The 23695-nt window shown below is 61.0% G+C and carries 18 protein-coding genes and 1 pseudogene; 9 read left to right on the top strand and 10 right to left on the bottom strand.

Annotated elements, in window-relative coordinates:
- Positions 1–66 precede the first annotated feature (66 nt).
- The 6 genes from HV782_RS17340 to pepN are packed head-to-tail and all read left to right on the top strand — an operon-like array spanning position 67 to position 6583.
- Positions 67–957, top strand: coding sequence for an NAD(+) kinase (locus HV782_RS17340; RefSeq protein WP_003224174.1), 891 nt, complete (start codon positions 67–69; stop codon positions 955–957).
- Positions 954–1928 carry a metallophosphoesterase gene (locus tag HV782_RS17335; RefSeq protein ID WP_409202031.1) on the top strand — a complete coding sequence of 325 codons (975 nt, stop codon included), beginning with the start codon at positions 954–956 and terminating at the stop codon, positions 1926–1928. Before HV782_RS17340 ends, HV782_RS17335 begins: the two co-directional genes overlap by 4 nt.
- Positions 1925–2794: a rhomboid family intramembrane serine protease gene (locus tag HV782_RS17330; protein ID WP_186748543.1), complete on the top strand. Its 870-nt coding sequence runs from the start codon at positions 1925–1927 to the stop codon at positions 2792–2794. Before HV782_RS17335 ends, HV782_RS17330 begins: the two co-directional genes overlap by 4 nt.
- A 33-nt stretch (positions 2795–2827) precedes the next feature.
- Complete coding sequence (locus HV782_RS17325; protein ID WP_123462815.1) at positions 2828–3088, top strand: YeaC family protein; 261 nt, start codon at positions 2828–2830, stop codon at positions 3086–3088.
- On the top strand, positions 3085–3915 hold the full coding sequence (locus HV782_RS17320) for a DUF2797 domain-containing protein (protein WP_186748544.1): 831 nt from the start codon (positions 3085–3087) through the stop codon (positions 3913–3915). The genes HV782_RS17325 and HV782_RS17320 overlap by 4 nt, the downstream gene beginning before the upstream one ends.
- 10 nt (positions 3916–3925) lie before the next feature.
- Positions 3926–6583 (top strand): aminopeptidase N, encoded by a 2658-nt coding sequence (pepN, locus tag HV782_RS17315; RefSeq protein WP_186748545.1) that lies wholly within the window; start codon positions 3926–3928, stop codon positions 6581–6583.
- A gap of 126 nt (positions 6584–6709) precedes the next feature.
- Here the strand turns inward: pepN and katG are convergent, their stop codons facing one another.
- Complete coding sequence (gene katG, locus HV782_RS17310) at positions 6710–8980, bottom strand: catalase/peroxidase HPI (protein ID WP_186748546.1); 2271 nt, start codon at positions 8978–8980, stop codon at positions 6710–6712.
- 162 nt (positions 8981–9142) lie between these two features.
- A complete protein-coding gene (locus HV782_RS17305) occupies positions 9143–11353 on the bottom strand; it encodes an LTA synthase family protein (protein WP_128615466.1) in 2211 nt (736 codons plus the stop codon).
- A 445-nt stretch (positions 11354–11798) separates the two neighbouring features.
- Between HV782_RS17305 and HV782_RS17300 the strand changes: the two genes are divergently transcribed.
- Complete coding sequence (locus tag HV782_RS17300; RefSeq protein ID WP_186748547.1) at positions 11799–12815, top strand: ABC transporter substrate-binding protein; 1017 nt, start codon at positions 11799–11801, stop codon at positions 12813–12815.
- 254 nt (positions 12816–13069) lie between these two features.
- On the opposite strand, the gene HV782_RS17295 is transcribed toward HV782_RS17300, so the two are convergent.
- From HV782_RS17295 to HV782_RS17280, 4 genes are all read right to left on the bottom strand, one after another.
- Positions 13070–13429 carry a DUF6124 family protein gene (locus tag HV782_RS17295; RefSeq protein WP_186748548.1) on the bottom strand — a complete coding sequence of 120 codons (360 nt, stop codon included), beginning with the start codon at positions 13427–13429 and terminating at the stop codon, positions 13070–13072.
- A gap of 474 nt (positions 13430–13903) precedes the next feature.
- Complete coding sequence (locus HV782_RS17290; protein ID WP_217890322.1) at positions 13904–16639, bottom strand: immunoglobulin-like domain-containing protein; 2736 nt, start codon at positions 16637–16639, stop codon at positions 13904–13906.
- Between the two features lie 219 nt (positions 16640–16858).
- Entirely contained in the window at positions 16859–17056 is a 198-nt protein-coding gene (locus HV782_RS17285; RefSeq protein ID WP_123462826.1) for a helix-turn-helix transcriptional regulator, read from the bottom strand.
- A complete protein-coding gene (locus tag HV782_RS17280) occupies positions 17053–17427 on the bottom strand; it encodes a hypothetical protein (RefSeq protein ID WP_123462828.1) in 375 nt (124 codons plus the stop codon). The genes HV782_RS17285 and HV782_RS17280 overlap by 4 nt, the downstream gene beginning before the upstream one ends.
- 232 nt (positions 17428–17659) lie before the next feature.
- Between HV782_RS17280 and HV782_RS17275 the strand changes: the two genes are divergently transcribed.
- Entirely contained in the window at positions 17660–18148 is a 489-nt protein-coding gene (locus tag HV782_RS17275; protein ID WP_186748640.1) for a hypothetical protein, read from the top strand.
- Positions 18149–18227: 79 nt separating this feature from the next.
- Here HV782_RS17275 and HV782_RS17270 read toward each other — a convergent pair whose 3' ends face one another.
- The 4 genes from HV782_RS17270 to HV782_RS17255 all read right to left on the bottom strand — a co-directional run bounded on the left by HV782_RS17270 (position 18228) and on the right by HV782_RS17255 (position 21883).
- The gene (locus tag HV782_RS17270; protein ID WP_128615983.1) at positions 18228–18707 is read right to left on the bottom strand and encodes a copper chaperone PCu(A)C; all 480 of its coding nucleotides are present in this window, start codon (positions 18705–18707) and stop codon (positions 18228–18230) included.
- Entirely contained in the window at positions 18707–19312 is a 606-nt protein-coding gene (locus HV782_RS17265; protein WP_186748641.1) for an SCO family protein, read from the bottom strand. The genes HV782_RS17270 and HV782_RS17265 overlap by 1 nt, the downstream gene beginning before the upstream one ends.
- A 156-nt stretch (positions 19313–19468) precedes the next feature.
- A complete protein-coding gene (locus HV782_RS17260) occupies positions 19469–20863 on the bottom strand; it encodes an efflux transporter outer membrane subunit (protein WP_186748642.1) in 1395 nt (464 codons plus the stop codon).
- Positions 20864–21088: 225 nt separating this feature from the next.
- Positions 21089–21883 (bottom strand): helix-turn-helix transcriptional regulator, encoded by a 795-nt coding sequence (locus tag HV782_RS17255; protein ID WP_128615984.1) that lies wholly within the window; start codon positions 21881–21883, stop codon positions 21089–21091.
- Positions 21884–22371: 488 nt separating this feature from the next.
- Between HV782_RS17255 and HV782_RS28975 the strand changes: the two are divergent.
- Positions 22372–23694: pseudogene (locus HV782_RS28975) on the top strand (condensation domain-containing protein); the annotation flags it as partial.
- Position 23695 lies beyond the last annotated feature (1 nt).

Here is a 23695-nt window from a genome sequence, read left to right as displayed (position 1 = left end):
TTTGTCTATCGCAGGCTTTCGCCCATAATCGTGCTTTTCGCGTTTTCGATTGTCCGCAGAGGTCCCATGGAGCAATTTCGCAATATCGGCATCATCGGTCGCCTGGGCAGTTCCCAGGTGCTGGATACCGTCCGCCGACTGAAACGCTTTCTGCTCGATCGTCACCTGCACGTGATTCTCGAAGACACCATCGCCGAAGTCCTGCCGGGCCACGGCCTGCAGACCTCGTCGCGCAAGATGCTCGGCGAAGTCTGCGACATGGTCATCGTCGTCGGCGGTGACGGCAGCCTGCTCGGCGCCGCGCGCGCCTTGGCCAAGCACAATATTCCGGTGCTCGGGATCAACCGTGGCAGCCTCGGTTTTCTCACCGACATTCGCCCCGATGAGCTGGAAGTCGAAGTGGCCAAGGTGCTCGACGGCCATTACCTGGTGGAAAACCGCTTCCTGCTGCAAGCCGAAGTGCGCCGGCATGCCGAGGCCATCGGCCAGGGCGATGCACTCAACGACGTGGTGCTGCACCCGGGCAAATCGACGCGGATGATCGAGTTCGAGCTGTACATCGACGGCCAGTTCGTTTGCAGCCAGAAGGCCGACGGCCTGATCGTCGCCACCCCGACCGGCTCCACGGCCTACGCGCTGTCCGCCGGCGGGCCGATCATGCATCCCAAGCTCGACGCCATTGTGATTGTGCCGATGTACCCCCATATGTTGTCGAGCCGGCCAATTGTGGTCGATGGCAACAGTGAGCTGAAAATCGTCGTGTCGAAAAACATGCAGATCTATCCGCAGGTCTCCTGCGACGGGCAGAACCACTTCACCTGCGCGCCGGGCGACACCATCACCGTCAGCAAGAAAGCCCAGAAGCTGCGGCTGATTCACCCGCTCGACCACAACTATTACGAAGTCTGCCGGACCAAGCTCGGCTGGGGCAGCAAGTTGGGTGGTGGAGGCGACTGATGCTCGATCCCGCGCGCAGTTATGACCTGATTGGTGACGTGCACGGATGCGCCCTGACCCTCGAACACCTGCTTGACCGTCTCGGTTACCACAAGCAGGGCGGGGTCTGGCGGCATCCATCGCGCATGGCCGTGTTCGTCGGCGACATCATTGACCGTGGCCCGCGAATCCGCGAGGCACTGCACATCGTCCACGACATGGTCGAGGCCGGCCAGGCCTTGTGCATCATGGGCAACCACGAATTCAACGCGCTCGGCTGGAGCACGCCGGCGCCACCGGGCAGCGGCAAGCAGTTCGTCCGCGAACACACACCGCGCCATGCGCGCCTGCTGCACGAAACCCTGAGCCAGTTCGAAGACCATCCGGGGGACTGGCACGACTTCCTCAACTGGTTCTACGAGCTGCCGCTGGTGGTGGATGCCGGGCGCTTCCGCGTGGTGCACGCCTGTTGGGATGCCAGCCTGATCGAACCGTTACGCGGGCTGTTCGCCGATGCGCGCATTGATGAACACTTTCTCCAGGCCTCGGCCGTGCCCGGCAGCTTCGCCTGCACCGTGTTTGATCGCCTGCTGCGCGGCACCGACATGCGCCTGCCGGATGGCCTGACCATGACCAGCGGCGACGGTCTGGTGCGTTCGTTCTTCCGCACCAAATTCTGGGAAGACGACCCGAAAACCTACGGCGACATCGTCTTCCAGCCGGATGCATTGCCAGAGCCGGTGGCGCAGAAGCCGCTGAGCTCCAGCGAAAAAAACAACCTGCTGCGCTACGGCGTCGACGAGCCGTTGCTGTTCGTCGGCCACTACTGGCGCAGCGGCCAACCGGCGCCGATCCGCCCGAACCTCGCGTGTCTCGATTACAGCGCGGTGCTCTACGGCAAACTGGTGGCCTATCGTCTGGATCAGGAAACCCGCCTCGATCCGCATAAATTTGTCTGGGTCGATGTCGAGCGGCCGGAGGTGCTGCAATGAGTGCGGTAGCGGTATTGCGTCTGCCGTTGGCAGTGGACCTGAGCGGTTTCGTCAAACTGCTGCAACGCATGCAGGTGCCGCATCGGGTCAGCGAAGAGGCGGGCGAGCAGGTGCTGTGGGCACCGGCGGAAATCAGCGAGGACGTGCGTTCGCTGTACGAGCGCTTCCCGGCGGGCGATCCCGATCAGCAACTGGAGATCCCGGTGGCGCCGACCTTCAAGCGTCCGAGCTTCGCCGAACAACTCAAACACGCCAAGGCCACCGGATTTATCCTGCTGCTGAGCCTGCTGGTCGGTGGCCTGACCTACCTGGGCGACAACCTCGACACCATCCGCCTGCTGACCTTCCTCGACTTCCGCGTGGTCGGCGAGTACATCCAGTTCACGCCGCTGGCCGACAGTCTGGCGGCGGGGCAGTGGTGGCGCCTGTTCACGCCGATGCTGCTGCACTTTGGCATCCTGCACCTGGCCATGAACGGCATGTGGTACTGGGAGCTGGGACGGCGCATCGAGTCACGTCAGGGCAGCATCAATCTGCTCGGTCTGACCCTGCTGTTCAGCCTGGTGTCGAACTACGCGCAGTTCGCCTGGAGTGGCCCGAGCCTGTTTGGCGGCTTGTCCGGCGTGCTCTACGGATTGCTCGGCCACTGCTGGATTTTCCAGTTGCTGGCGCCGAACCCGGCGTATCGCCTGCCGCGTGGCGTGCTGGTGATGATGCTGGTGTGGCTGGTGATCTGCATGTCCGGGCTGGTCTCGATGATCGGTTTCGGCCAGATCGCCAACGCTGCGCACGTTAGCGGGTTACTCATCGGATGCTTCACCGGTTTGTTGGGCGGTTTGTATAACCGCCGTAAACTGGCCGCCTAAAATTTTCAGTGAATAAAGAGCACGGAGACCCTGATGTCCTCTTTTAACGAAATGATCAACAACATCACCCCGGACATCTACGAGAGCCTGAAACTGGCCGTGGAAATCGGCAAGTGGTCCGACGGCGGCAAACTCACCGCCGAACAGCGCGAGCTGTCGTTGCAGGCGATGATCGCCTGGGAAATCCAGAACCTGCCTGAAGAGCAGCGCACCGGTTACATGGGCCCGCAGGAATGTGCGTCGAAGTCGATCGAAGTGCCGAACATCCTGTTCAAGTCGGATGCCATCCATTGATCGAGATTGGCCGCGGTGCAATCAGCAAAATGTCGGCGCGCCTCGACGGGCCGAACGTGCAATATGCGTTTCGTCTGGATGACGTCGAGGTGCCGGTCAATCCCATGATCGGCACCACGGTGCGTCTGGAGTACCTGGGGGCGATTCATTGCACCCATTGCGGACGCAAGACCAAAACCAGTTTCAGTCAGGGTTACTGCTACCCGTGCATGACCAAGCTGGCGCAGTGCGACTTGTGCATCATGAGCCCGGAGCGCTGCCACTTCGAGGCCGGCACCTGCCGTGAACCCGAGTGGGGCCAGAAGTTTTGCATGACCGACCATGTGGTGTATCTGGCCAATTCGTCGGGCATCAAGGTTGGCATCACCCGCGCTACGCAATTGCCGACCCGCTGGCTTGATCAGGGCGCCAGTCAGGCGTTGCCGATCATGCGCGTCGCCACGCGCCAGCAGTCCGGCTTCGTCGAAGACCTGTTCCGCAGCCAGGTGGCGGACAAAACCAACTGGCGCGCGTTGCTCAAGGGCGATGCGGCGGCGGTGGACCTGGCGCAAGTTCGCGATCAGCTGTTTGAAAGCTGCGCCGAGGGCTTGCAAGGTCTGCAACAGCGATTCGGCCTACAGGCAATTCAGACGATTGCCGATGTCGAACCGCTCGAAATCCGCTATCCGGTCGAGCAATACCCGGCCAAAATCGTCAGCTTCAACCTGGACAAGAACCCGATTGCCGAAGGCACGCTGCTGGGGATCAAGGGCCAGTACCTGATTTTCGACACCGGCGTGATCAACATTCGTAAGTACACGGCCTATCAGCTCGCCGTGCATCAATAAGGATTCCAGCATGCGCACCGAACAACCGAAGATGATTTACCTGAAGGACTATCAGGCACCCGAGTACCTGATCGACGAGACGCACCTGACCTTCGAGTTGTTCGAGGATCACAGTCTGGTCCACGCGCAACTGGTGATGCGTCGCAACCCTGAGCGTGGCCCGGGCCTGCCGCCGCTGGTGCTCGACGGCCAGCAACTGGAGTTGCTGTCGGTGACCCTGGCCGACCAGGAACTCGGCGCCGACGACTATCAGCTGACGGAAAACACCCTGACCCTGCAGCCCGCCAGCGCCAGCTTCACCGTCGACACCAGCGTAAAGATCCACCCGGAAACCAACACCGCGCTGGAAGGCCTGTACAAGTCCGGGACGATGTTCTGCACCCAGTGCGAGGCCGAAGGCTTCCGCAAGATCACCTATTACCTCGACCGCCCGGACGTGATGAGCAAGTTCACCACCACCGTGGTCGCCGAGCAGCACAGCTACCCGGTGTTGCTCTCCAACGGCAACCCGATCGCCTCGGGCCCCGGCGAAGACGGCCGGCACTGGGCGACCTGGGAAGACCCGTTCATGAAGCCGGCGTACCTGTTTGCGCTGGTGGCCGGTGATTTGTGGTGCGTCGAAGACACCTTCACCACCATGACCAATCGCAATGTCGCGCTGCGCATCTACGTCGAGCCGGAAAACATCGACAAGTGCCAGCACGCGATGAACAGCCTGAAGAAGTCGATGCGCTGGGACGAAGAGGTCTACGGTCGCGAGTACGATCTGGACATCTTCATGATCGTCGCGGTGAATGACTTCAACATGGGCGCGATGGAGAACAAGGGCCTCAATATCTTCAACTCCAGCGCCGTGCTGGCCCGCGCCGAAACCGCCACCGACGCCGCGCACCAGCGGGTCGAGGCGATCGTCGCCCACGAATATTTCCATAACTGGTCGGGCAACCGCGTGACCTGCCGCGACTGGTTCCAGCTGTCGCTCAAGGAAGGTTTCACTGTGTTCCGTGACGCCGGGTTCTCCTCGGACATGAACTCGGCCACGGTCAAGCGCATTCAGGACGTGGCGTACCTGCGTACCCACCAGTTCGCCGAAGATGCAGGTCCCATGGCTCACGCGGTGCGGCCGGACAGCTTCATCGAGATTTCCAACTTCTACACCCTGACCGTGTACGAAAAGGGCTCGGAAGTGGTCGGCATGATCCACACCCTGCTCGGCGCCGAAGGCTTCCGCAAGGGCAGCGACCTGTATTTCGAACGCCACGACGGTCAGGCCGTGACCTGTGACGATTTCATCAAGGCCATGGAAGATGCCAACGGCGTCGACCTCAGCCAGTTCAAGCGCTGGTACAGCCAGGCGGGCACACCGCGTCTGGCGGTGAGCGAGTCCTACGACGCCGCAGCGAAGACCTACAGCCTGACCTTCCGCCAGAGCTGCCCGGCAACCCCGGACAAGGTCGAAAAACTGCCGTTCGTGATTCCGGTCGAACTCGGCCTGCTCGACAGCAATGGCAATGAGATAGCCCTGCGTCTGGCTGGCGAAGCGTCGGCGCAAGGCACCACTCGCGTGATCTCGGTGACCGAAGCCGAACAGACTTTCACCTTCGTCGACGTCGCCGAACATCCGCTGCCGTCCTTGCTGCGTGGTTTCTCGGCCCCGGTGAAACTGAGCTTCCCGTACAGCCGCGACCAGTTGATGTTCCTGATGCAGCATGACAGCGACGGCTTCAACCGCTGGGACGCCGGGCAGCAGTTGTCGGTGCAGGTGCTGCAAGAGCTGATCGGCCAGCAGCAAAAGGGCGAGAGTCTGGTACTCGATTCGCGGTTGATCACGGCGCTGCGTACCGTGCTGTCCGATGAGTCGCTGGATCAGGCGATGGTCGCCGAAATGCTCTCGCTGCCGGGTGAGGCCTATCTCACCGAAATCAGCGAAGTGGCTGACGTCGAAGCCATCCACACCGCACGCGAATTTGCCCGCAAGCAACTGGCGGACAATCTGTTTGAGGCGCTGTGGCTGCGTTATCAGGCCAACCGCGACCTGTCGAAGCAGACGCCGTACGTGGCCGAGGCCGAGCACTTCGCCCGTCGTGCGCTGCAGAATATTGCGCTGTCGTACCTGATGCTCAGCGGCAAGCCTGAAGTACTGGCCGCCGCACTGGAGCAGTTCGAAAACAGCGACAACATGACCGAGCGCCTGACCGCGCTGGCCGTGCTGGTCAACTCGCCGTTCGAGGAACAGAAAGCCCTGGCGCTGGCGAGCTTCGCCGAGCACTTCAAGGACAACCCGCTGGTCATGGATCAATGGTTCAGCGTGCAGGCCGGCAGCACCTTGCCGGGCGGTCTGGAGCGCGTGAAAGCGTTGATGCAGCACCCGGCGTTCACGATCAAGAACCCGAACAAGGTGCGTGCACTGGTGGGTGCGTTTGCCGGACAGAACCTGATCAACTTCCACGCGGCGGATGGTTCGGGCTACCGTTTCCTCGCCGACCTGGTGATCGAACTGAACGGCTTCAACCCGCAGATCGCCTCGCGCCAACTGGCGCCGCTGACCCGCTGGCGCAAATATGACAGCGCGCGGCAGGCGTTGATGAGGGCCGAGCTGGAGCGGATTCTGGCTTCCGGTCAGCTGTCCAGCGACGTGTACGAAGTGGTGAGCAAGAGCCTGGCGTAAGCCGGGTTACACCAGACACTGTGGGAGCGGGCTTGCCCGCGATGGCGGCATTAGATTCAACGTCGATGTTGAATGATCTGCCGCTATCGCTGGTAAGCCAGCTCCCACAGTTTTTTTGCGTTTGCGTTATTTCAGATCGAAGCGATCCAGCTCCATCACCTTGGCCCACGCCGCCACGAAGTCCTTCACGAACTGTTCCTTCGCGTCAGAGCTCGCATACACCTCGGCCAGCGCCCGCAGGATCGCGTTCGAACCGAACACCAGATCAACCCGCGTTGCCGTCCATTTCACGCTCCCTGTATTACGGTCGCGGCCTTCGAACTCGTCCGCCGCCCGTGAGGTCGGCTTCCACTCCACGCCCATGTCCAGCAGGTTGGTGAAGAAGTCGTTGCTCAAGGTTTCCGTGCGGGTGGTGAAGACGCCGTGACGACTCTGCCCGGTGTTGGCGCCCAAGACGCGCAGGCCGCCGACCAGCACGGTCATTTCCGGCGCGGAGAGGGTCAGCAGTTGAGCCTTGTCGATCAGCAGGGCTTCCGCTGAAACGGTGTATTTGCCCTTGCTGTAGTTACGGAAACCATCGGCGATCGGTTCGAGGAAACCAAACGATTCGACGTCGGTTTGCTCCTGGGTGGCATCGGTGCGTCCTGGGGTGAACGGCACGGAAACCGAGTGCCCGGCGTTTTTCGCCGCTTGCTCGACCCCGGCATTACCGGCCAGCACAATCAGGTCCGCCAGCGAGACTTTCTTCCCGGAGGCTCCGGCATTGAACTCGTTCTGAATGCCTTCGAGGGTTTTCAGCACTTTGTCCAGTTGCTCCGGCTGATTGGCCTGCCAGAACTTCTGCGGGGCCAGACGCAGACGACCGCCATTGGCGCCGCCACGCTTGTCGGAACCGCGGAACGTCGATGCTGCGGCCCACGCGGTGGAGACCAGTTGCGACACCGACAGACCGGACGCCAGCACTTTGCTTTTCAGCGCCGCCGCGTCATTGCTGTCGATCAGCGGGTGAGTCGCGTCCGGAATCGGGTCTTGCCACAGCAGCTCTTCATTGGGCAGTTCCGGGCCGAGGTAGCGCGAGAGCGGGCCCATGTCGCGGTGGATCAGCTTGTACCAGGCGCGGGCGAAGGCGTCGGCCAGTTGCTCCGGGTTGGCCAGGAAGCGCCGGGCGATCGGCTCGTAGATCGGGTCGAAGCGCAGCGCCAGGTCAGACGTGAGCATGGTCGGCGAAAGTTTCTTGCTCGGATCGTGAGCATGCGGAACGGTGCCGGCGCCAGCGCCGTTTTTTGGTTTCCACTGGTGCGCACCCGCCGGGCTTTTGAACAGCTCCCACTCGAAGCCGAACAGGTTTTCCAGGTAGTTGTTGCTCCACTGGGTCGGCGTGGTGGTCCAGGTCACTTCCAGGCCGCTGGTGATGGTGTCGGCGCCTTTGCCGGTGCCGAAGGCGTTGCGCCAGCCGAGGCCTTGTTCTTCCAGCCCGGCGGCTTCCGGCTCCGGCCCGACATTGTCGGCAGGGCCGGCGCCGTGGGTCTTGCCAAAGGCGTGACCGCCGGCGATCAGCGCCACGGTTTCTTCATCGTTCATGGCCATGCGGGCGAAGGTTTCACGAATGTCGCGCCCGGAGGCGACTGGATCGGGATTGCCTTCCGGGCCTTCCGGGTTCACGTAGATCAGGCCCATCTGCACCGCGGCGAGAGGGTTTTCCAGATTGCGCTCGCCCTGATCGGTGCGGCTTTCCTCTTTGCCGTGCAGATCGGGTTCGGCCACGAGCGTGCCGTCACCGGGTTCCTGCATGGCCGATTTGTCTTTGCCGTAGCGACTGTCGCCGCCGAGCCATTCGCGTTCCGAGCCCCAGTACACGTCCTCATCCGGCTCCCACACATCGGGACGGCCACCGGAGAAACCGAAGGTCTTGAAGCCCATCGACTCCAGCGCGACGTTGCCGGTGAGGACAATCAAGTCAGCCCAGGAAATATTGCGGCCATACTTCTGTTTGATCGGCCACAGCAGGCGCCGGGCCTTGTCCAGGCTGACGTTGTCCGGCCAGCTGTTGAGCGGGGCAAAACGCTGTTGCCCGGAGCCGGCGCCGCCGCGGCCATCGGCGGTGCGATAGGTGCCGGCGCTGTGCCAGGCCATGCGGATGAACAGCGGGCCGTAGTGGCCGAAGTCGGCGGGCCACCAGTCCTGCGAGTCGGTCATCAGCGCGCGCAGGTCTTGTTTCAGCGCCTGGAAGTCCAGGCTTTTGAAGGCTTTGGCGTAGTCGAAGTCCTTGCCCAGCGGATCGGACTTGGGCGAATGCTGGCTGAGGATCTTCAGGTTAAGTTGATTCGGCCACCAGTCACGGTTCGTCGTACCACCACCGGCGGCGCGGTTGAACGGGCATTTCGATTCGTTTGCCATGTTCGGGTCCTTATCAGGTCTTCTACGGCCGGCTCGTGCCGACTTCGGACTAGTAAGGCTAGACCCGACTGGCGCAGTCAGCTAATAGGCCGACTATTGGGTGGTGATAGTCAGAACCTTTTAGTGCGTGCGCCATGCAGGAGTTGTCGCAGGACGTTGTGCTCAGCTCGATTGTGCGGCTTCGTCGTCCGGCACGTCGTCGAGGATGTCTTCCTGCCCCGGTACTTCAGTGATCACGCTGAAATCCGTCACTTCCACCGCACCAAGCCCATATCCCAATAAGTGGAAGGAGAAGGCCTTGCGCGGCAGCGGGTTGTCGAAGCTGAAATCCATCTCCAGCGGCTGATCCGCAGTGGCGACCATCTCCGACGGCAGCCCCAGTTGCACGTCCTGTTCGAACTCCTTGGCCTTGAGCTGAATGTACGCTGCCTGCTGCGGATCGACCGAGCGCACCGTCAGACGTACGCGGGTGTGCGAGCCCTTGGGCATTTCCAGGTACTGCGCGCCGATCAGGTTATCGGCCCAGTCATCCTTGATCTGCGCCTGCAGCGGGATGACGTTGTTGCTGCCGAACTGATAGCGATGATTGAGCGGGGTGCGCAGCAACGACAGGTCCAGCGCATCGGCCCGGGCGGCGATCTGCCGGGCCGGGTGGCCGCTGTAGTTGCCCTTGAACTTCGCGCTTTCGGCGATGAAGCCGGCGCTTTCGTAATAGCGGCAGCGGCGCGGCATGTCGCATTCGGAGAAAATGCCATGACCATCGTGATAGCGCAGCTTGCCGTTGGTGAACGACATGATTTCGCGGCCGCTGTCGTAGTCGCGGAACAACGAGCGACCGCTCAGCGCGGACGGCACCGGCAGGTCGAAATAGTCGAGGATCGAAGCGCTCAGATCGACGTGGCCATAGACCCCGGCATTCAGTCGCGGCAGCTGTTCATGCTCCGGCGCCAGGGTCAGGTTGAATCCCCAGGAGGAGGCCAGGCGCACGCCGTCGATGCCGTGGGATTCATCCGACGTGATCATCACCAGGGTGTCCTTGAGCACGCCCTGGCGTTCCAGGCCGCTGAGGAACTGTTCCAGGGCATCGTCGAGATAACCGACGGCGGCCTGTTTCGGCGTTTCGTAACGCTCAAGGTAATCGTCCGGCGCGGAGTAGGGCTGGTGGGTGCCGACGGTCAGCAGCGTCAGCATCCACGGTTGTTTTTGCGTCTTCAGTTGGCCGACATAATCCAGCGCACCTTCGAAGAAGGCCCTGTCGTCCTTGCCCCACGGGAATTCCAGATAGTTAGCGTTGCTGAACCACTCCAGACCATGCGTGGCAGCGAAACCGATGTGCGGCATGATCTTGTCTTTGGCCATGAAACGCAGGCCGGCACCTTGCAGATAATGCGTGCTGAAGCCGTTCTGACGCAGCTGCGCCGGCAGGCACGCCTTATTGCGCTCGTGCTGGGTCAGCATTTCCACGCCTTTGGGCGTACCGTTGTTGAGCTTGTCGTAATCGCCGCAAAGCATCGCGTACAGGCCACGAATGGTCTGGTGGGTGTGCAATACGTAATCCGGCGTGTTCATGCCGCGCTCGGCCCAACGGCTGAGGTTGGGCATGAGGTCTTCCTGATAGTGGCTGCCGATGGCTTCGCGGTTGGCACGGATGTAGGCACCGGGGATGCCTTCCAGGGCGATGATCAATACGTTGCGTGCCTGGCCCGGTGCACTCAGCAGTTTGTGCCCGTTGAGGTCGACATCGGTGAGCCCGGCCATGACCGGCGCGGCTTCTTCGACATCACCGTCGAGCCATTCCTCGGCCTGGATTTGCAGATCGGCGACCTGACTGGCGAGCAACTGATGCGGCAGGTTGTACTGCCGCCACGGATCGTCTTCGTTCGGCCACAGGTTCTGCGCAGCCCAGTGTGCGGCGAACAGCACCACGGGGGCGGCCCAGATGGCGCGAGGCAGAGCCGGGCGCTTCACTGCGCGGCTGACGAACTGTGTCAGCAGCCAGAACAGCAGCGCCACCAGCAAGGTCACCGCCAATGCCGGATGCGCCATCCCGCCGCCGGTGGAGTTCTCGACGAATTGCGGGTCGATCAGGTAATGCAGATCCGCCGGCGTCGGCAGGCGCCCGACGGCACTGACCAGTTCCGCCGTGGCCACCGCCAGCAAACCCCAGAACAACAGCACCGGCAACGCCAGCCACCACGCCCGCCGATGCAGCACCACCAGCAGCAGACTGCCGATGGCCAGGTCCGACAGATAACCCAGCGGCGTCGACCAGCCCAGCGCCGCGCGCAGGCACACCGGGACGATCAGCACCAGCACAATCAGCGAAAAGAGGCGGGCATGCGGCCGCCGCAGCCAGTGAAAAAAAGCGCTCACAAAAAAAGACCTTCCACGTCATCAAACCGTCAAAAAAGTGTGGGCGATGATACCAAGGGTGGGCGGTCTGATTGCCTTTTTAAACGCACGGCTGATTCGGTGGCGGGCCGCTCTTGAAGGGTGGGCGGCAGGTCCGAAGCCTTGATGGGCGCGCCTGTCGGAGGGCGTTCGGCTGGTTTGTCGCTGCAGATGTGCGACGGTTTTATTGTTTCAGGCTGTTTACTGGCGGTGATTTCGCTGTAGGTGCTGCGATCTTTTGACTTTGATTTCTTAACGCAAGATTAAAAGATCGCAGTCTCGTTTAGCTCGACAGCGCCGAGAGGAATTGATTTATGCCGGCCCGACAATCGCGTGCTATCCATATGCAATAAAGGTATTTAATTTCTGTTTTTTATAGCGATAAAGTCATGCCTTTCAGCACACCACCCCCTGCTGCGAGGTAGTCATGGCCACACCGTTCAAACGTTCCGCGCTGACTCTGTTGGCCGCTTCCCTGGCAGCGGGCGCGCTGTTCAGCAGCGGCGCCCAGGCTGAAGGCAAGATCAGCATTGCCCAGCAATTCGGCATCGGTTACCTGATTCTCGATGTGGTGCGCGATCAGCAACTGATCGAAAAGCACGGTAAGGCACAGGGCCTCGATATCAAGGTCGACTGGAACAGCATCTCTGGCGCGACTGCGATGAATGAAGCGCTGCTCACCGGTTCGCTGGATGTGGTGTCTGCGGGCGTGCCCCCCATGCTGACCGTGTGGGATCGCACCAAGGGCAAACAGAACGTCAAGGCCATCGCCGCCCTCGGCTCAATGCCCAACTACCTGCTGACCAACAACCCGAACATCAAGACCCTCAAGGACTTCAGCGACAAGGACCGCATTGCCGTGCCCGCTGCCGGCGTCGGCTTCCAGTCGCGTACCTTGCAGATCGAAACCGCCAGGGAGTTCGGTGACGATCAGTACAAGAAATTCGACGACATCTCGGTCAGCCTGCCGCACCCGGACGCTACGGCGGCGCTGATTGCCGGCGGTTCGGAAATCAACGCGCATTTCTCCAGCCCGCCATTCCAGTACCAGGCCCTGCAAAACCCCAACGTGCACAAAGTGCTGAGTTCCTATGACGTACTCGGCGGCCAGGCCACGTTCAACGTGTTGTACACCACCGAAAAATTCCACGACGAAAACCCGAAAACCTACAAGGCGTTTTACGACGCACTGGCGGAAGCGGAGACGATCATCAAGGCCGACAAACCTGCCGCGGCCCAGGCGTACATCCGCGTCGAGCAATCGAAGCTGCCACTGGCGCTGGTCGAACAAATCGTCAAGGACCCGGAAATCGACTTCACCGTGGTCCCGCAGCGCACCTTTATCTACGCCGAGAAACTGCAAGAGCTGGGCGTGCTGAAGAACAAGGCGGGGAGCTGGAAGGATTACTTCTTTGAAGAGGCGCATGCTGGCGCGGGGAGTTGATGGACGAGGGGTAAGCTGACTCGGGGTTTATACCGATCGGAATCGGTATGCCTCGGGAGCGGGCTTGCTCGCGAAAATGGTGTGTCACTGCAGTCAATGCTGACTGACGCGACGCCTTCGCGAGCAAGCCCGCTTCCACAGGGGGCGGTGTTGCTCACAAACCTGTATTTACACGCAGAACCTGTGGGAGCGGGCTTGCCCGCGAAGGCCTCAGCGGCCACAACGCCTTGCTCAGTCCTTGTCACAGATCCCTGCTATTGAGGCAATTGCAGATTATCCAGCGCGCGGTTCACCGCCAGCTCACTCAGCATGATCAGTTGCGCAATCCCCAACAGCGTCCGGCGCTGCGCTGCCGGCAACAGGGCGGCGGCGTCATGGGCGATGGTTCTGGCTGAAGCGAGTGTGTCGCTGGCATCGACCAGCAGTTCTTCGTTTTTGAAGTCGGCGGTGACGGCGTACATCCCGCGGCTTCTGCGTGGCAGTGGGGTGGAGCCGGGCGGGCAGAGGTAGTGATCGAGGGCGCGGTCGGCGGCTTCGTGGAGTTTTTTTGAGTCGAGGGATTCGTAGGGGGAGGTGGCGTCGGTTTCGGGCGGGCTGGGTGTTGGTTTGATCATGGTAAAGCTCCGTGGTTGATTTAGCCGCCACGGCTCATCGCTAAACAAGTAAAGGTGGCGGCTGTACGCAGGTTAGCGATCCGGGTCACAGAAACCCCGGGTAGACCCGAAGGTCTCCCACGCACAGCCACCATGACATCAAGTGCAGATCGAAAAACTGCAGTTTGAGACTGGGCACTGGTGCGTCTGTAAGTTGTCGGATCGCTAAACCCGATCGCTGATTCGTCAGCGACCGATCCACGATAGAGACCCGGTACAAGGCGCACAAGTCGGCGGATTCTGGCGTAGCTGTAGGCAAAGGCGCAAGGTTCTGTAGCTTGGGAGGTGTGTCTGAAGGTGTTTTTTAAACGCTGTGGTTTAAATGCAAAAAATCGCCGCCTTCGGCAGCGCTTGCAGGGAGCGATGTAGGCGCTGCCCAAAGCTGCGATCTTTTTGATTTGTCTGCCGCTACCTAATCAATTCCCCTCCACGCCCTTAACTGGGGGAGGGGGATTTCGTTGATACCGTATGTGGGCAAAGTGTAAACCCCAAAGCGTAGAGATTCGAACCAGTCCCCGCCACGGTCCATTCACGCTGCGCGGGGATAAAGATATAGAGAGTGTTGCTGTATTCGAGATGGAATAACTGCGAGTTGGCGGGAAGAGGTGACAACTGGACAGGGAAAAACTTTTCTATTTCATTTGAGGAGACAAAGTGGGTGAGCGTGGCATATCCATGAGTTTCTCGCCAAGCTATGGCGTCCAGGTGGCTGTTAAGGATGGTAGGCGACCGATGTATCCGCCTGACTCGACTAACCGTCACCTGAATCTCCACCACATCCCCACTCGCATCCGCAACGGTAATGGTCGTCGTGCCATTCCCCGTCCCTGAAATCCGCCCGTTGGTTGGGTTGGCAACGGCAATCGCCTCATTGGCAGACGTGTAGGTATAGGGCGGGGTGCCCTGCTGCGGAAATCGGTCTGCGTAGGTGCCGACCGGCGGGGTCGGGTTGGCGACCAGAAGCTTCTGCAGTTCTTCCCCTACCGCGATCCAGTTGCGGGCGCTGAGCACCACCGGTGTTTTGTCAATAATCAGCTCGGGCAACGCGGAGACTTTCAGGCTGCGCACGGTCGATGTCTGGCCTGAACCGTACAAGGCCTTGGCGGTGAAGGGGTGCTCTGCGACGCTCAGTCCGCTGATCCTGTGGCTCCAGATTCCGCTCAGCGGGTCGGCGCTGGCTTCGCCCTTGTCGGCGGCGCCGTCGAAGATTTGCACCTTCTGACCCGGGGTTGCGCTGCCGGTGAGGATCACGGTGGTGTCACGTGTCGTGCCTCCCTGCGGGATCTCCACGCCTTGGCTGTCTTCGGCCCGGGTGATTACTGGTTGCACGTCGGCGCCTGCCTTGACGATATAAGAGCGCACCGGAAACCCCACCGCCGTCGCCGCGTTCGCCACCCCGTCAAAATTAACCTTGAGCGTCACCTTCAAGTCACGGCCATCTTTCAAGCCTTTCAGCCAGGCCAGCGGCACCGCCCGGCTCAAGCCTGGCGCACCCACGCCCACTTCACCGCGAAGGTCGTCGAAGGTCACGGTCTGGTCCTGATTGTCCTTGCCCTCGTACTGCAACCACAGCCGCTCACCTTCGACGTGCGGCCATGCCGCAACGGTGAGCAGGGCGGTGGGCTGTAACAGCGCCACGTCGAGTTCATTGCCGGTCTTGCCATCCACCACCGGCGTCGGCAAACGTGCATCGCCCTCGGTAATTTTCGACACGCTCAGGTTCAGCTCAGGCGATCGGGCAACCTCCGCGTTATTGCTATTCAGGTGCCAGCGAAACACCAGGGGCTTGCCTTGTCGTGCGATCAGAAAAGCCTGGCTCAACAAGGTGTTGGTGCGTTTATTGGCGTTGAAGGGCACCAATGGAAACCCTGGTGCACCTGCGGGTGGGTTAACTTCCACCAGCTGCGCTTTATCGCCTGGCAGGTGTTCTAAATACTCGACCTGAATGGTCACGCCCTGCGGATACGCCAGCGCGTCGATCGGGCTCACTGCCTTCAGCAGCACCGGCGGCAACAACTCGATAACCTCTGAGCCGGTAACTTCGGCCACGGCATTTTTCGAAGTGGCGAAGACGTTGCCATTTTTCAGCAATTCGTACTTCGCCCGCACCACACTGCCGGCGATCACTTTGGCGTTGGGCACCATCAGTTTGTAGGTGAACGGGATCCGCACGACGTCCTGTTCCACACTGTGCAGGGTAACGGTGCCGTTCGACGCGGTGGCGCTGTAGCTCACGCGGATTTTATCGTTGGGTTGCCACAACGGAGCAAAGGTCTGGACCAATACGGTCAGGTCCTTGCCGGCGAGTTTGTCCAGATCGATGGTGCTCGGATCGTCGGTCGGATCGTCCGGATCCTCGGCCAGATCGGGGGCGGCCAGGCGGGTTTCCCGAAGATGCACATCGACCTCCACCGTGCCGGAGTAGGGCGAATCGGTGTCCGGCCCGTTGCCGAGCTGGTCGGTGACGGTGTAGGAAAAGATGAACTTCGGGTTGTCCCCGGCGCTCAGGAACACTGCTTCGTCGACCATCACGCAGACCCTGGTCGGCTCGGCCGAGGGAGTGGGCGGAGCCTCGGCGGCGGTCACGGTGTGCGTGACATCCTGACCGTTGCAGTTCAATCGGATCTGGTCGTAGGCGCGGCAGTAAGGGTAGGCGAAACACACTTGCACGCCCTGTTTGGCGCGGTCGGCGTCGATGCCGTCGTCGAGCACGTCCTGGGGCAGGATCAGTTGCAGTTCCGAATGGGCGCTATCGCCGGGCGAGCGGTCCTCGATGCCGGGGCGGATGGTGTTGTACAGCAGGGTCAGCTCCGGCGTGGAGGTGCCTTTGTTCTCGCTGATGCGGGTGATGGTGTAAACGAGGGTATTGACGCGATCGGTCAGCAGCAGGCCCTTGGGCAGGTACAGGGTGTGACGGGAATTTTCTTCGCCAGCCAGGACGGTCTTTGTGGCTTCGGTATCGGCGCCGTTGAGCCGCAGCCGAATGACATCGCCTTCTTCCAGCGTGCCAGATTGCGGCGGATCGACGACGATGGTCAGGCCCATGGGCTTGAGGTCGTAGACATGCTTGGGCACACCATAGACAGCACCGACCACCGGGGTGGTGGCGTCTGGAGCGTGGGGAGGGAATAGCGCCAATATGGTGTTGTCGCTGGATTTGGCTGTGGCCATGTTTACGGCTCCTGGACGGTGGGCGGGCAGGAGTTATCAGAGCGCTTTGCGGGGGAAAACGCACCTGTCAGATCTGACAGGTGGCGACGAGTGGCAGGTGGGGTGGCGCTTGAAAAGCACAAGATCGCTGCCTTTGGCGGCTCCGTGATTTCTGCAAAAGCCGGTTGAGGGCTTCCCCTCAACCATAGAATCTCCCACAGGGATGTGGGTGTGGACAGGTCAGCATTTGCCATCGTCAAAGATGCTTTCAATCGGCATCTCGAACGCCCGGGCAATTTGAAACGCCAATGGCAGGCTCGGGTCGTACCGCTCGTTTTCGATGGCGTTGATCGTCTGGCGTGAGACGTTCAGACGTTCCGCCAAATCGCCCTGTGACCATTTGCGCTCGGCACGCAGTGCCTTGAGACGGTTTTTCATTGGTAGCGGCGCCGAGCGATTTGCAGGCCGAGAATCCACATCGCGCCCATCACGGGCCACACGCATGTCCACGGAATATGGGGAGCGCCAACGTTTTCCAGAAAGCCGTAACTGAAAGTCACTAGCGCCGACGCGGCGAAAGCAAAGCCCAGCGCTTCAAACTGGATGCGCAAATGCATTTCGTCCATGCGCCGCAGGTTGCGCACGATGGCCCAGCACATCAGTCCCGCCGGAATGACCGGGGTCATTGCGACGGCCGAGCGCAGCACGATAGGGGCGTCCATCAGATATTGCGAGGCAATCAATGATGCCGTCAGCACCAGCATGTAGAGGATTAAGGCCGCGCCCATTTCGAGGTAGAACCGGTTCATGCTTGAACTTCCTATGTAAAAGACCCTTTACATAATTGCTGATGTTTTTTTCGATGTAAAGTACGCTTTCCATCAGGTTGGTAACTTCGACAGGCTTGAACTGGAGGTTTTTTGCGTAGGTCCTGGGTTGGTGTCGCGCTTTCTGGACAGAGTAATGGCCACTCAGTAGCATTCGCGCCCAACGGACTTTCCCTTCGCACGTCGTCCGACGTGGAATGCTCAAGGAATCGACATGCGCGACACCCCCGATGGTCAACGAACGGTCGTGACCCTGGTCAACGGCGAGATTCGCTGTGAAACCCAGATCAGTTTCAGCACCGTGTCGCTCGTCGATGGCGAGGTGCGGGTGCATACCGCTCAAGGCAATCAACTGGACGTTGCGGTGCCCGGGGCGGACTTTGTTTTGCGTTTTGATCAGGAGGGGGTGCAGCAGATTCCGCTGGCGCAACAGGCGCCGGTTGAAGCGGTGCCTGTCGACGACAGTGTGAAGTTGTTCACCTCGAAAACCGTGTGGATCACTCTCGCACTGTTGTTCTTCGTCGGTTCGGTCTTCGGTTGGCTGGGGTTGGTGGTTGCAGGCGGATACTTCGGTTACCAGTGGCGTCAGGTGGCCAGGCGCAAGAAACAGTTGGCCAAGGCAACCGCAGGTGAAACCGTGACCCGTTCCGGCACGGCGATGTCACGGCAAAGCGTGCGCAACGCCTTGGCCCGCAAGCATTAAGGCGACACGCGCCGGCAACAAAAAAGGGGCGGTCTGATCAACGATCAGGTCGCCCCTTTTTTGTGAACGCGATGTCAGATCAATGCATCTTGCTGTGATCGTGACCTTCCATGTTGGTCAGTGCGCGAACCGGCGCTTTGACTTCAACGGTTTCTTTCTCGCCCTTGGCGTTTTCCACGGTCAGGGTCAGCGGCACTGTTTCGCCTTCTTTCAACTGACCGTTCAAGCCCATCAGCATCACGTGGTAGCCATTCGGATCAAGCTTGACGGCTTTGCCGGCCGGCAGTTCGATGAACTTCACCGGGCCCATGCTCATGACGTCGTTCTTCATGGTCATTTCGTGGATCTGCACATCCTTGGCCACCGGGGTGGCTACGCTGAGCAGCTTGCTGTCGCTGTCGGCGGTGAGGGTCATGAACGCGCCGCTGGCGGACTGGGTCGGTACGGTCGCACGGACCCAGGCGTCGCTGACGGTGGTCTGTGCCGATGCCTGGAAAGCCAGGCCCAGCAGGGACAGACCGAGTACCGCGCGTTTGATGTGATTCATAACAGGTTGCATCAGCAAACCTCCATAACAGTGAGCAAATCTTCTGTGCATTCTTCTGCCGAAAGCGAGGTGGACAGACCCAGGCGCAAGCCGCCATTGGAGTCGTAAACGTAGCTGGTGGCCGTGTGCGAGATGGTGTACGTGTCGCCGGCCGGGACTTTCTCGTAGAACACGTCGAATTCCTTGGCCGTGGCCGCGGTTTCCTCAAGCGTGCCGTACAGCGCAACGAACGTCGGGTCGAAGGCTTTCATGTAGGCGTCGAGGATTTCCGGGGTGTCGCGCTCGGGATCGAGGGTGATGAAGATCACCTGCAAGCGGTCGCCGTCCTTGCCCATCAGTTTCTTGATTTTCGCCGCGCGGGCGAGGGTGGTCGGGCAGACTGCCGGGCACTGGGTGAAGCCGAAGAACACCATCGGCATCATGCCGCGAAAGCTCGACAGCGTCATGGTTTCGCCGTCGGTGTTCTTCAGTTTGAAGGTGCGCCCCATGATCTTGTTACTCAGATCCTTGCCGTACTTGTACGACAGTTGGCCGCGGGTGTCGCAGCCGGCGAGCAGGCCGAGCCCGAGCACGCCCATTCCCGCAAGCACCTTGCGGCGAGTCAACAAAGCCGTCATCTAATACCGCCTTTTGCAGCCCGTCAGTCGGCAGGACTGGCGGGGGGTTAACCTTAAAAGCGGCGCATGATACCAAACTGAGGGCAGGCGCCGGCCATGGATCGCCGCACCGCATAGGATCGGGCGACAAAAGGTGTAAGAAAAAGTGACGGGTGCTTATTGAATCGTCGCTTCCGAAGCCTGCCAGCCACCGCCCAGCGCGGTGTACAGATTGACCTCCGCCACCAACTGCGCCAGCCGATCGGTGATCAGGCCTTGTTGCGAACTGAACAGCGAACGCTGGGCATCGAGGAACGTCAGGCTGCTGTCGACACCATTCTGATAACGGTTCTGCGCCAGGTTGTAATAGGTCTGCGTAGCCTCGACCAGATCGCGCTGCGCCTGTAATTGCTGCTGATACGTCGTGCGCGCGGCGAGGCCATCGGCGACTTCCTGAAACGCGGTCTGGATCGACTTTTCGTATTCGGCCACCGCCACGTCTTTCTGCAACTTCGAATAATCCAGGCTCGCGCGCAGGCTGCCGGCATTGAAAATCGGCAGGCTGATCTGTGGCTGAAAGGTCCAGGCGCCGGAGCCGCTGCCGAACAGTCCGGACAGATCGCGACTCGAGGTGCCGGCATTGGCCGTCAGACTGACGCTGGGGAAAAACGCCGCCCGCGCTGCGCCAATGTTGGCGTTGGCCGCCTTGAGTTTGTATTCGGCCTGAAGAATGTCCGGGCGCCGTTGCAGCAGATCCGACGGCAATCCCGCCGGCACTTGCTGCACCAGTTCGCTGGCCAGCGGCCGGGCGGGCAACGACGCCGGCACGGGCGCACCGACCAGCAGCGTCAGGCTGTTCAGGTCCTGCGCCACCTGCCGCTGATAACGCGCCAGATTGGCCCGCGAACTGTCGACGCTGGTTTTCGCCTGCGCCTGTTCCAGCGCCGACGACTTGCCGGCCTCGCGGTTACGGGTGGTCAGGTGCAGGCTCTGTTCGTCGGCGGCGAGGGTGTCGCGGGTCAGTTCGAGCAACTCCTGATCGGCGCGCCAGGTCAGGTAAGCATTGGCGACGTTGGCCACCAGACTCAACTGCGCACTGCGTCGCGCTTCTTCCGTCGCCAGCCAGCTCTGCAGCGCTTGCTCGCTGAGGCTGCGCACACGGCCGAAGAAATCCAGTTCGTAGGCGCTGATGCCGAGGTTGACCGCGTAGGTCGAGTTAATCAGCGCTTTGCCTTTGGTCACGCTGGAGGGCATACGTTGGCGTGACTCGCTGGCATTGGCCGACACCGCCGGCAGCAGGTCGGCACGCTGGATGCGGTATTGCGCCTGGAAGGCTTCGACGTTCAGCGCGGCCACGCGCAGGTCCCGGTTGTTGATCAGTGCCGACTCGATCAGCTGTTGCAGAGCCGGGTCGTTGAACAGCGTGCGCCAGTCTTCGTTAGGTGTTGCCGGTTGTGTGGCGGTGGGGTATTGCGCGGCGCTCGGCGATGCCGGGCGCTGGTACTCGGGAATCAGGGAACAGCCGCCCAGCAGCATGGCCATGGACAGCAGGGAAAGTCGCAAGGTAGACATCGAACAGCCTCGTGCATGAAAGAGGGGAGATGCTTGCAAGGAAAACGGGGGGGGAGGGGCTTGTGTGTTGAGAAAGATCCTGTGCTGAGAACACCCTGTGACGAGGGGATTTATCGCCGTCGGGGCGCGTAGCGGCCCCTCTTTTGGACGATAAAAAGCGCGGCCTGCTTAGCCGTCCAGTGGGGATAAATCCCCTCGCCACAAAGGTACTCACGCAGTTCGAAGTCAGGCCCCGGCCATCCACCGCGCCAGCCCATGCCGGCCACTGACCCCGAGTTTGGCCGCCGCCCGTTTGAGGTACGTCTCGATCGAGCTGTTTTTCACCCGCAGTTTTTCGGCGATTTGCGGCACCGTACCGCCGGTCAGCAAGCCCAGGCAGACTTCCTTTTCGCGTGCCGAAAGGACGACGCCACTCATCGCCAGGCGCTCATCGAACACCAGCGCCAGCGGTGCCTGATCGAGTTCGGCCTGGGGCAGGCGTGGCTGGCGGGCGAGGGTTTGCCGACTGATGTGCGCATGGCGTTCGATCAGCGGCAGCAGGGTGTCCGAAAGGCTTTTGAGAAACGACAGCTCCGTCAGTGAAAACACCCGCCGGGTATGCGGTCGGTAAAACGAAATGACGCAGCGGCGGTTGGACATGCGCGACACCAGATTGCACTGGTGCGCATTGTGTTGCGGGTAGCGAGGTTGCAGCGAGGCTCTGAGCTGGATCAGCAGCGAGTCATTCATCTCGATCATCTTCGGCAACAACGGATGGTCATCGGCCCGTTCGAGCGGGTCGGCCGGCGCACAGGTCTGCGGCAAACCGGCACTGCCCAGCGGCTTGATCTCGACCACGCTGGCCTGACGCTCATCCAGCGTCCACTCGCTGAGGTCGACGCCGTCGACCGGCACCAGCGTGTCGACCAGCTGAAACATGTTCGCGGCGAAGTGATCGTCCCCGGTGCTGGCAATCAGCTCACCCAGTTGCCAGTAGAAATGCGGGTTTTCCATATTGCGAATACTGCCGGTCAGATTCATATCCTTGTCATCCCTGGTTCAGAGCCATCACTGAATCGTCTGCCGTCTAAGTAAAAGCCGCCCACGCAGTCATTTCTCCTTGAACATGATCTGGAGCGGGATTTAAGCCTATGGATTTGTCCTACGTCTGTAGGGGAAAACAGGGACACAAAGTGCCATCATTTCGGAAAGTTGGCGCCGGGCTTCTGACGGTATCCGGTACAGATGCCACGGCTTTCGTGACTGTTCGGTCACTGCAAAGCCTTGAAAGCCGGGACTATTAAGCTGCGGTGCGAGCATTGCGCTGGCCGATGGCTGCGCTGGCTTGTGGCATTTTTCCTACAAGTATTTCAGCGTTTCCTCTCCGAACTTTTAGAAGCTTCCTGCCGGATCAGCGGCAACCGGGGCTGACAGGCCTTGGGAGGGGGCTGGGTTGTCCGGGTTTCACGTGTCATGTCGGCGTCGGGGCCGATGCTTGAATAGGCGCAAAATTTCATGAGAAGGACTTTATGCCGCCTATTTCTGCCCCAGCGGTGGACACGCCGTCCGCATCGACCCAGACGTATCCCCTGACCGCAGCGCAGCTGGACATCTGGCTGGATCAGCTGAGTCGCGGCGATTCGCCGCTGTACAACATCGGCGGGTACCTGGAGCTGAGCGGTCCGCTGGATCCGGCACGGATGCAGGCAGCGCTCGAACGCCTGGTGGCCCGGCATGACGCCCTGCGCACGGTGCTGCTGCCGGGTGCCGGCGTCGATGGCTTGCCGTTGCAGCGGTTTGCCCGCGCATGGCCGGTGCCGATGCCGATTCACGATGTGTCGGCGCATGCCGACCCGGAGTCGGCGGCGCGGGCATTGGTTCAGGCGCGTATTGATCAGCCCTTCGTGCTGGGCGGCGGCTGCCTGTTCCGTTTTCTGTTGATCCGCCTGGATGATGAGCGCCACTGGCTGTCCGTTCAGGCCCATCACCTGATCATTGATGGCTGGAGCTTCGGCGAAATGTTCAAGTCGCTGGACGATATCTATAACGCGCTGGCGAACGGCCAACCGGCGCCGGCCTCGGCACCGTCCTACCTCGACTTCATCGCCGACGATACGCGCTATCGCGCGTCGCCCCGTTACGCGCTGGACCGCAGGTACTGGCTGGACAAATACCGGCAATTGCCCGAGCCGCTGTTGCTGCCACGCCATCAACCGAGCCGCGCCGGCAAAACCGTTCAGACCCAGGTGTTCACGCAACCCTTGCCGACGTTGTTGCACGAGCGCATGAAGCAGGTGGCCCGAGGCGTTGGCGCTTCGGCGTTCCATGTGTTGCTGGCGGCGCTGCACGTGTATTTCAGCCGTACGGCGCAGCGTGACGAATGGGTGGTCGGCCTGCCGATTCTCAATCGCGGCGGTGCACGGTTCAAATCCACCCTCGGGCTGTTCGCGCAGATCAGTGCGGTTCACATGGCGTTTGGTCGCCAGCGCACGTTCGGCGAACTGGTCAGGGCGATCCGCGATGAGCTCAGAAAGGATTTTCGCCATCAGCGTTTCCCGGTCAGTGAGATGAACCGCGCCCTGGGCCTGCTGCGTGAGGAGCGCTCGCAGTTGTTCGAGGTGACGGTGTCCTACGAGCAGGGCGCTCACGATTATCGCTACGGTGAGGCGTCGGGGCGGATGATCAAGGCCTCCAACATGGAGGAGGCCACGCCGCTGGCGGTGCACCTGCTGAGCAATCAGGTCAACGACGACGCGCATTTGTACCTGGTTTACAGCGAGGCGTATTTCAGCGCCGAGGAGATCACGGCCCTGGCCGCACGCTGGCTGTTGATTCTGGAACAAGGGCTGGAGG

Source organism: Pseudomonas monsensis, assembly GCF_014268495.2.
GTDB lineage: Bacteria > Pseudomonadota > Gammaproteobacteria > Pseudomonadales > Pseudomonadaceae > Aquipseudomonas > Aquipseudomonas monsensis.
The sequence above is the reverse complement of the archived record's forward strand: the minus strand, read 5'-3'. Positions and strand labels throughout refer to the sequence as shown.

What these genes read in the sequence shown, in the direction of transcription:
- HV782_RS17300 (WP_186748547.1), top strand. Translation starts at nt 11,799, where the DNA reads ATGGCCACACCGTTCAAACGTTCCGCGCTGACTCTGTTGGCCGCTTCC.
- HV782_RS17285 (WP_123462826.1), bottom strand. Translation starts at nt 17,056, where the DNA reads ATGAAAAACCGTCTCAAGGCACTGCGTGCCGAGCGCAAATGGTCACAG.
- HV782_RS17280 (WP_123462828.1), bottom strand. Translation starts at nt 17,427, where the DNA reads ATGAACCGGTTCTACCTCGAAATGGGCGCGGCCTTAATCCTCTACATG.
- pepN (WP_186748545.1), top strand. Translation starts at nt 3,926, where the DNA reads ATGCGCACCGAACAACCGAAGATGATTTACCTGAAGGACTATCAGGCA.
- HV782_RS17330 (WP_186748543.1), top strand. Translation starts at nt 1,925, where the DNA reads ATGAGTGCGGTAGCGGTATTGCGTCTGCCGTTGGCAGTGGACCTGAGC.
- HV782_RS17260 (WP_186748642.1), bottom strand. Translation starts at nt 20,863, where the DNA reads ATGTCTACCTTGCGACTTTCCCTGCTGTCCATGGCCATGCTGCTGGGC.
- HV782_RS17325 (WP_123462815.1), top strand. Translation starts at nt 2,828, where the DNA reads ATGTCCTCTTTTAACGAAATGATCAACAACATCACCCCGGACATCTAC.
- HV782_RS17265 (WP_186748641.1), bottom strand. Translation starts at nt 19,312, where the DNA reads ATGACGGCTTTGTTGACTCGCCGCAAGGTGCTTGCGGGAATGGGCGTG.
- katG (WP_186748546.1), bottom strand. Translation starts at nt 8,980, where the DNA reads ATGGCAAACGAATCGAAATGCCCGTTCAACCGCGCCGCCGGTGGTGGT.
- HV782_RS17340 (WP_003224174.1), top strand. Translation starts at nt 67, where the DNA reads ATGGAGCAATTTCGCAATATCGGCATCATCGGTCGCCTGGGCAGTTCC.
- HV782_RS17275 (WP_186748640.1), top strand. Translation starts at nt 17,660, where the DNA reads ATGCGCGACACCCCCGATGGTCAACGAACGGTCGTGACCCTGGTCAAC.
- HV782_RS17290 (WP_217890322.1), bottom strand. Translation starts at nt 16,639, where the DNA reads ATGGCCACAGCCAAATCCAGCGACAACACCATATTGGCGCTATTCCCT.
- HV782_RS17295 (WP_186748548.1), bottom strand. Translation starts at nt 13,429, where the DNA reads ATGATCAAACCAACACCCAGCCCGCCCGAAACCGACGCCACCTCCCCC.
- HV782_RS17255 (WP_128615984.1), bottom strand. Translation starts at nt 21,883, where the DNA reads ATGAATCTGACCGGCAGTATTCGCAATATGGAAAACCCGCATTTCTAC.
- HV782_RS17270 (WP_128615983.1), bottom strand. Translation starts at nt 18,707, where the DNA reads ATGCAACCTGTTATGAATCACATCAAACGCGCGGTACTCGGTCTGTCC.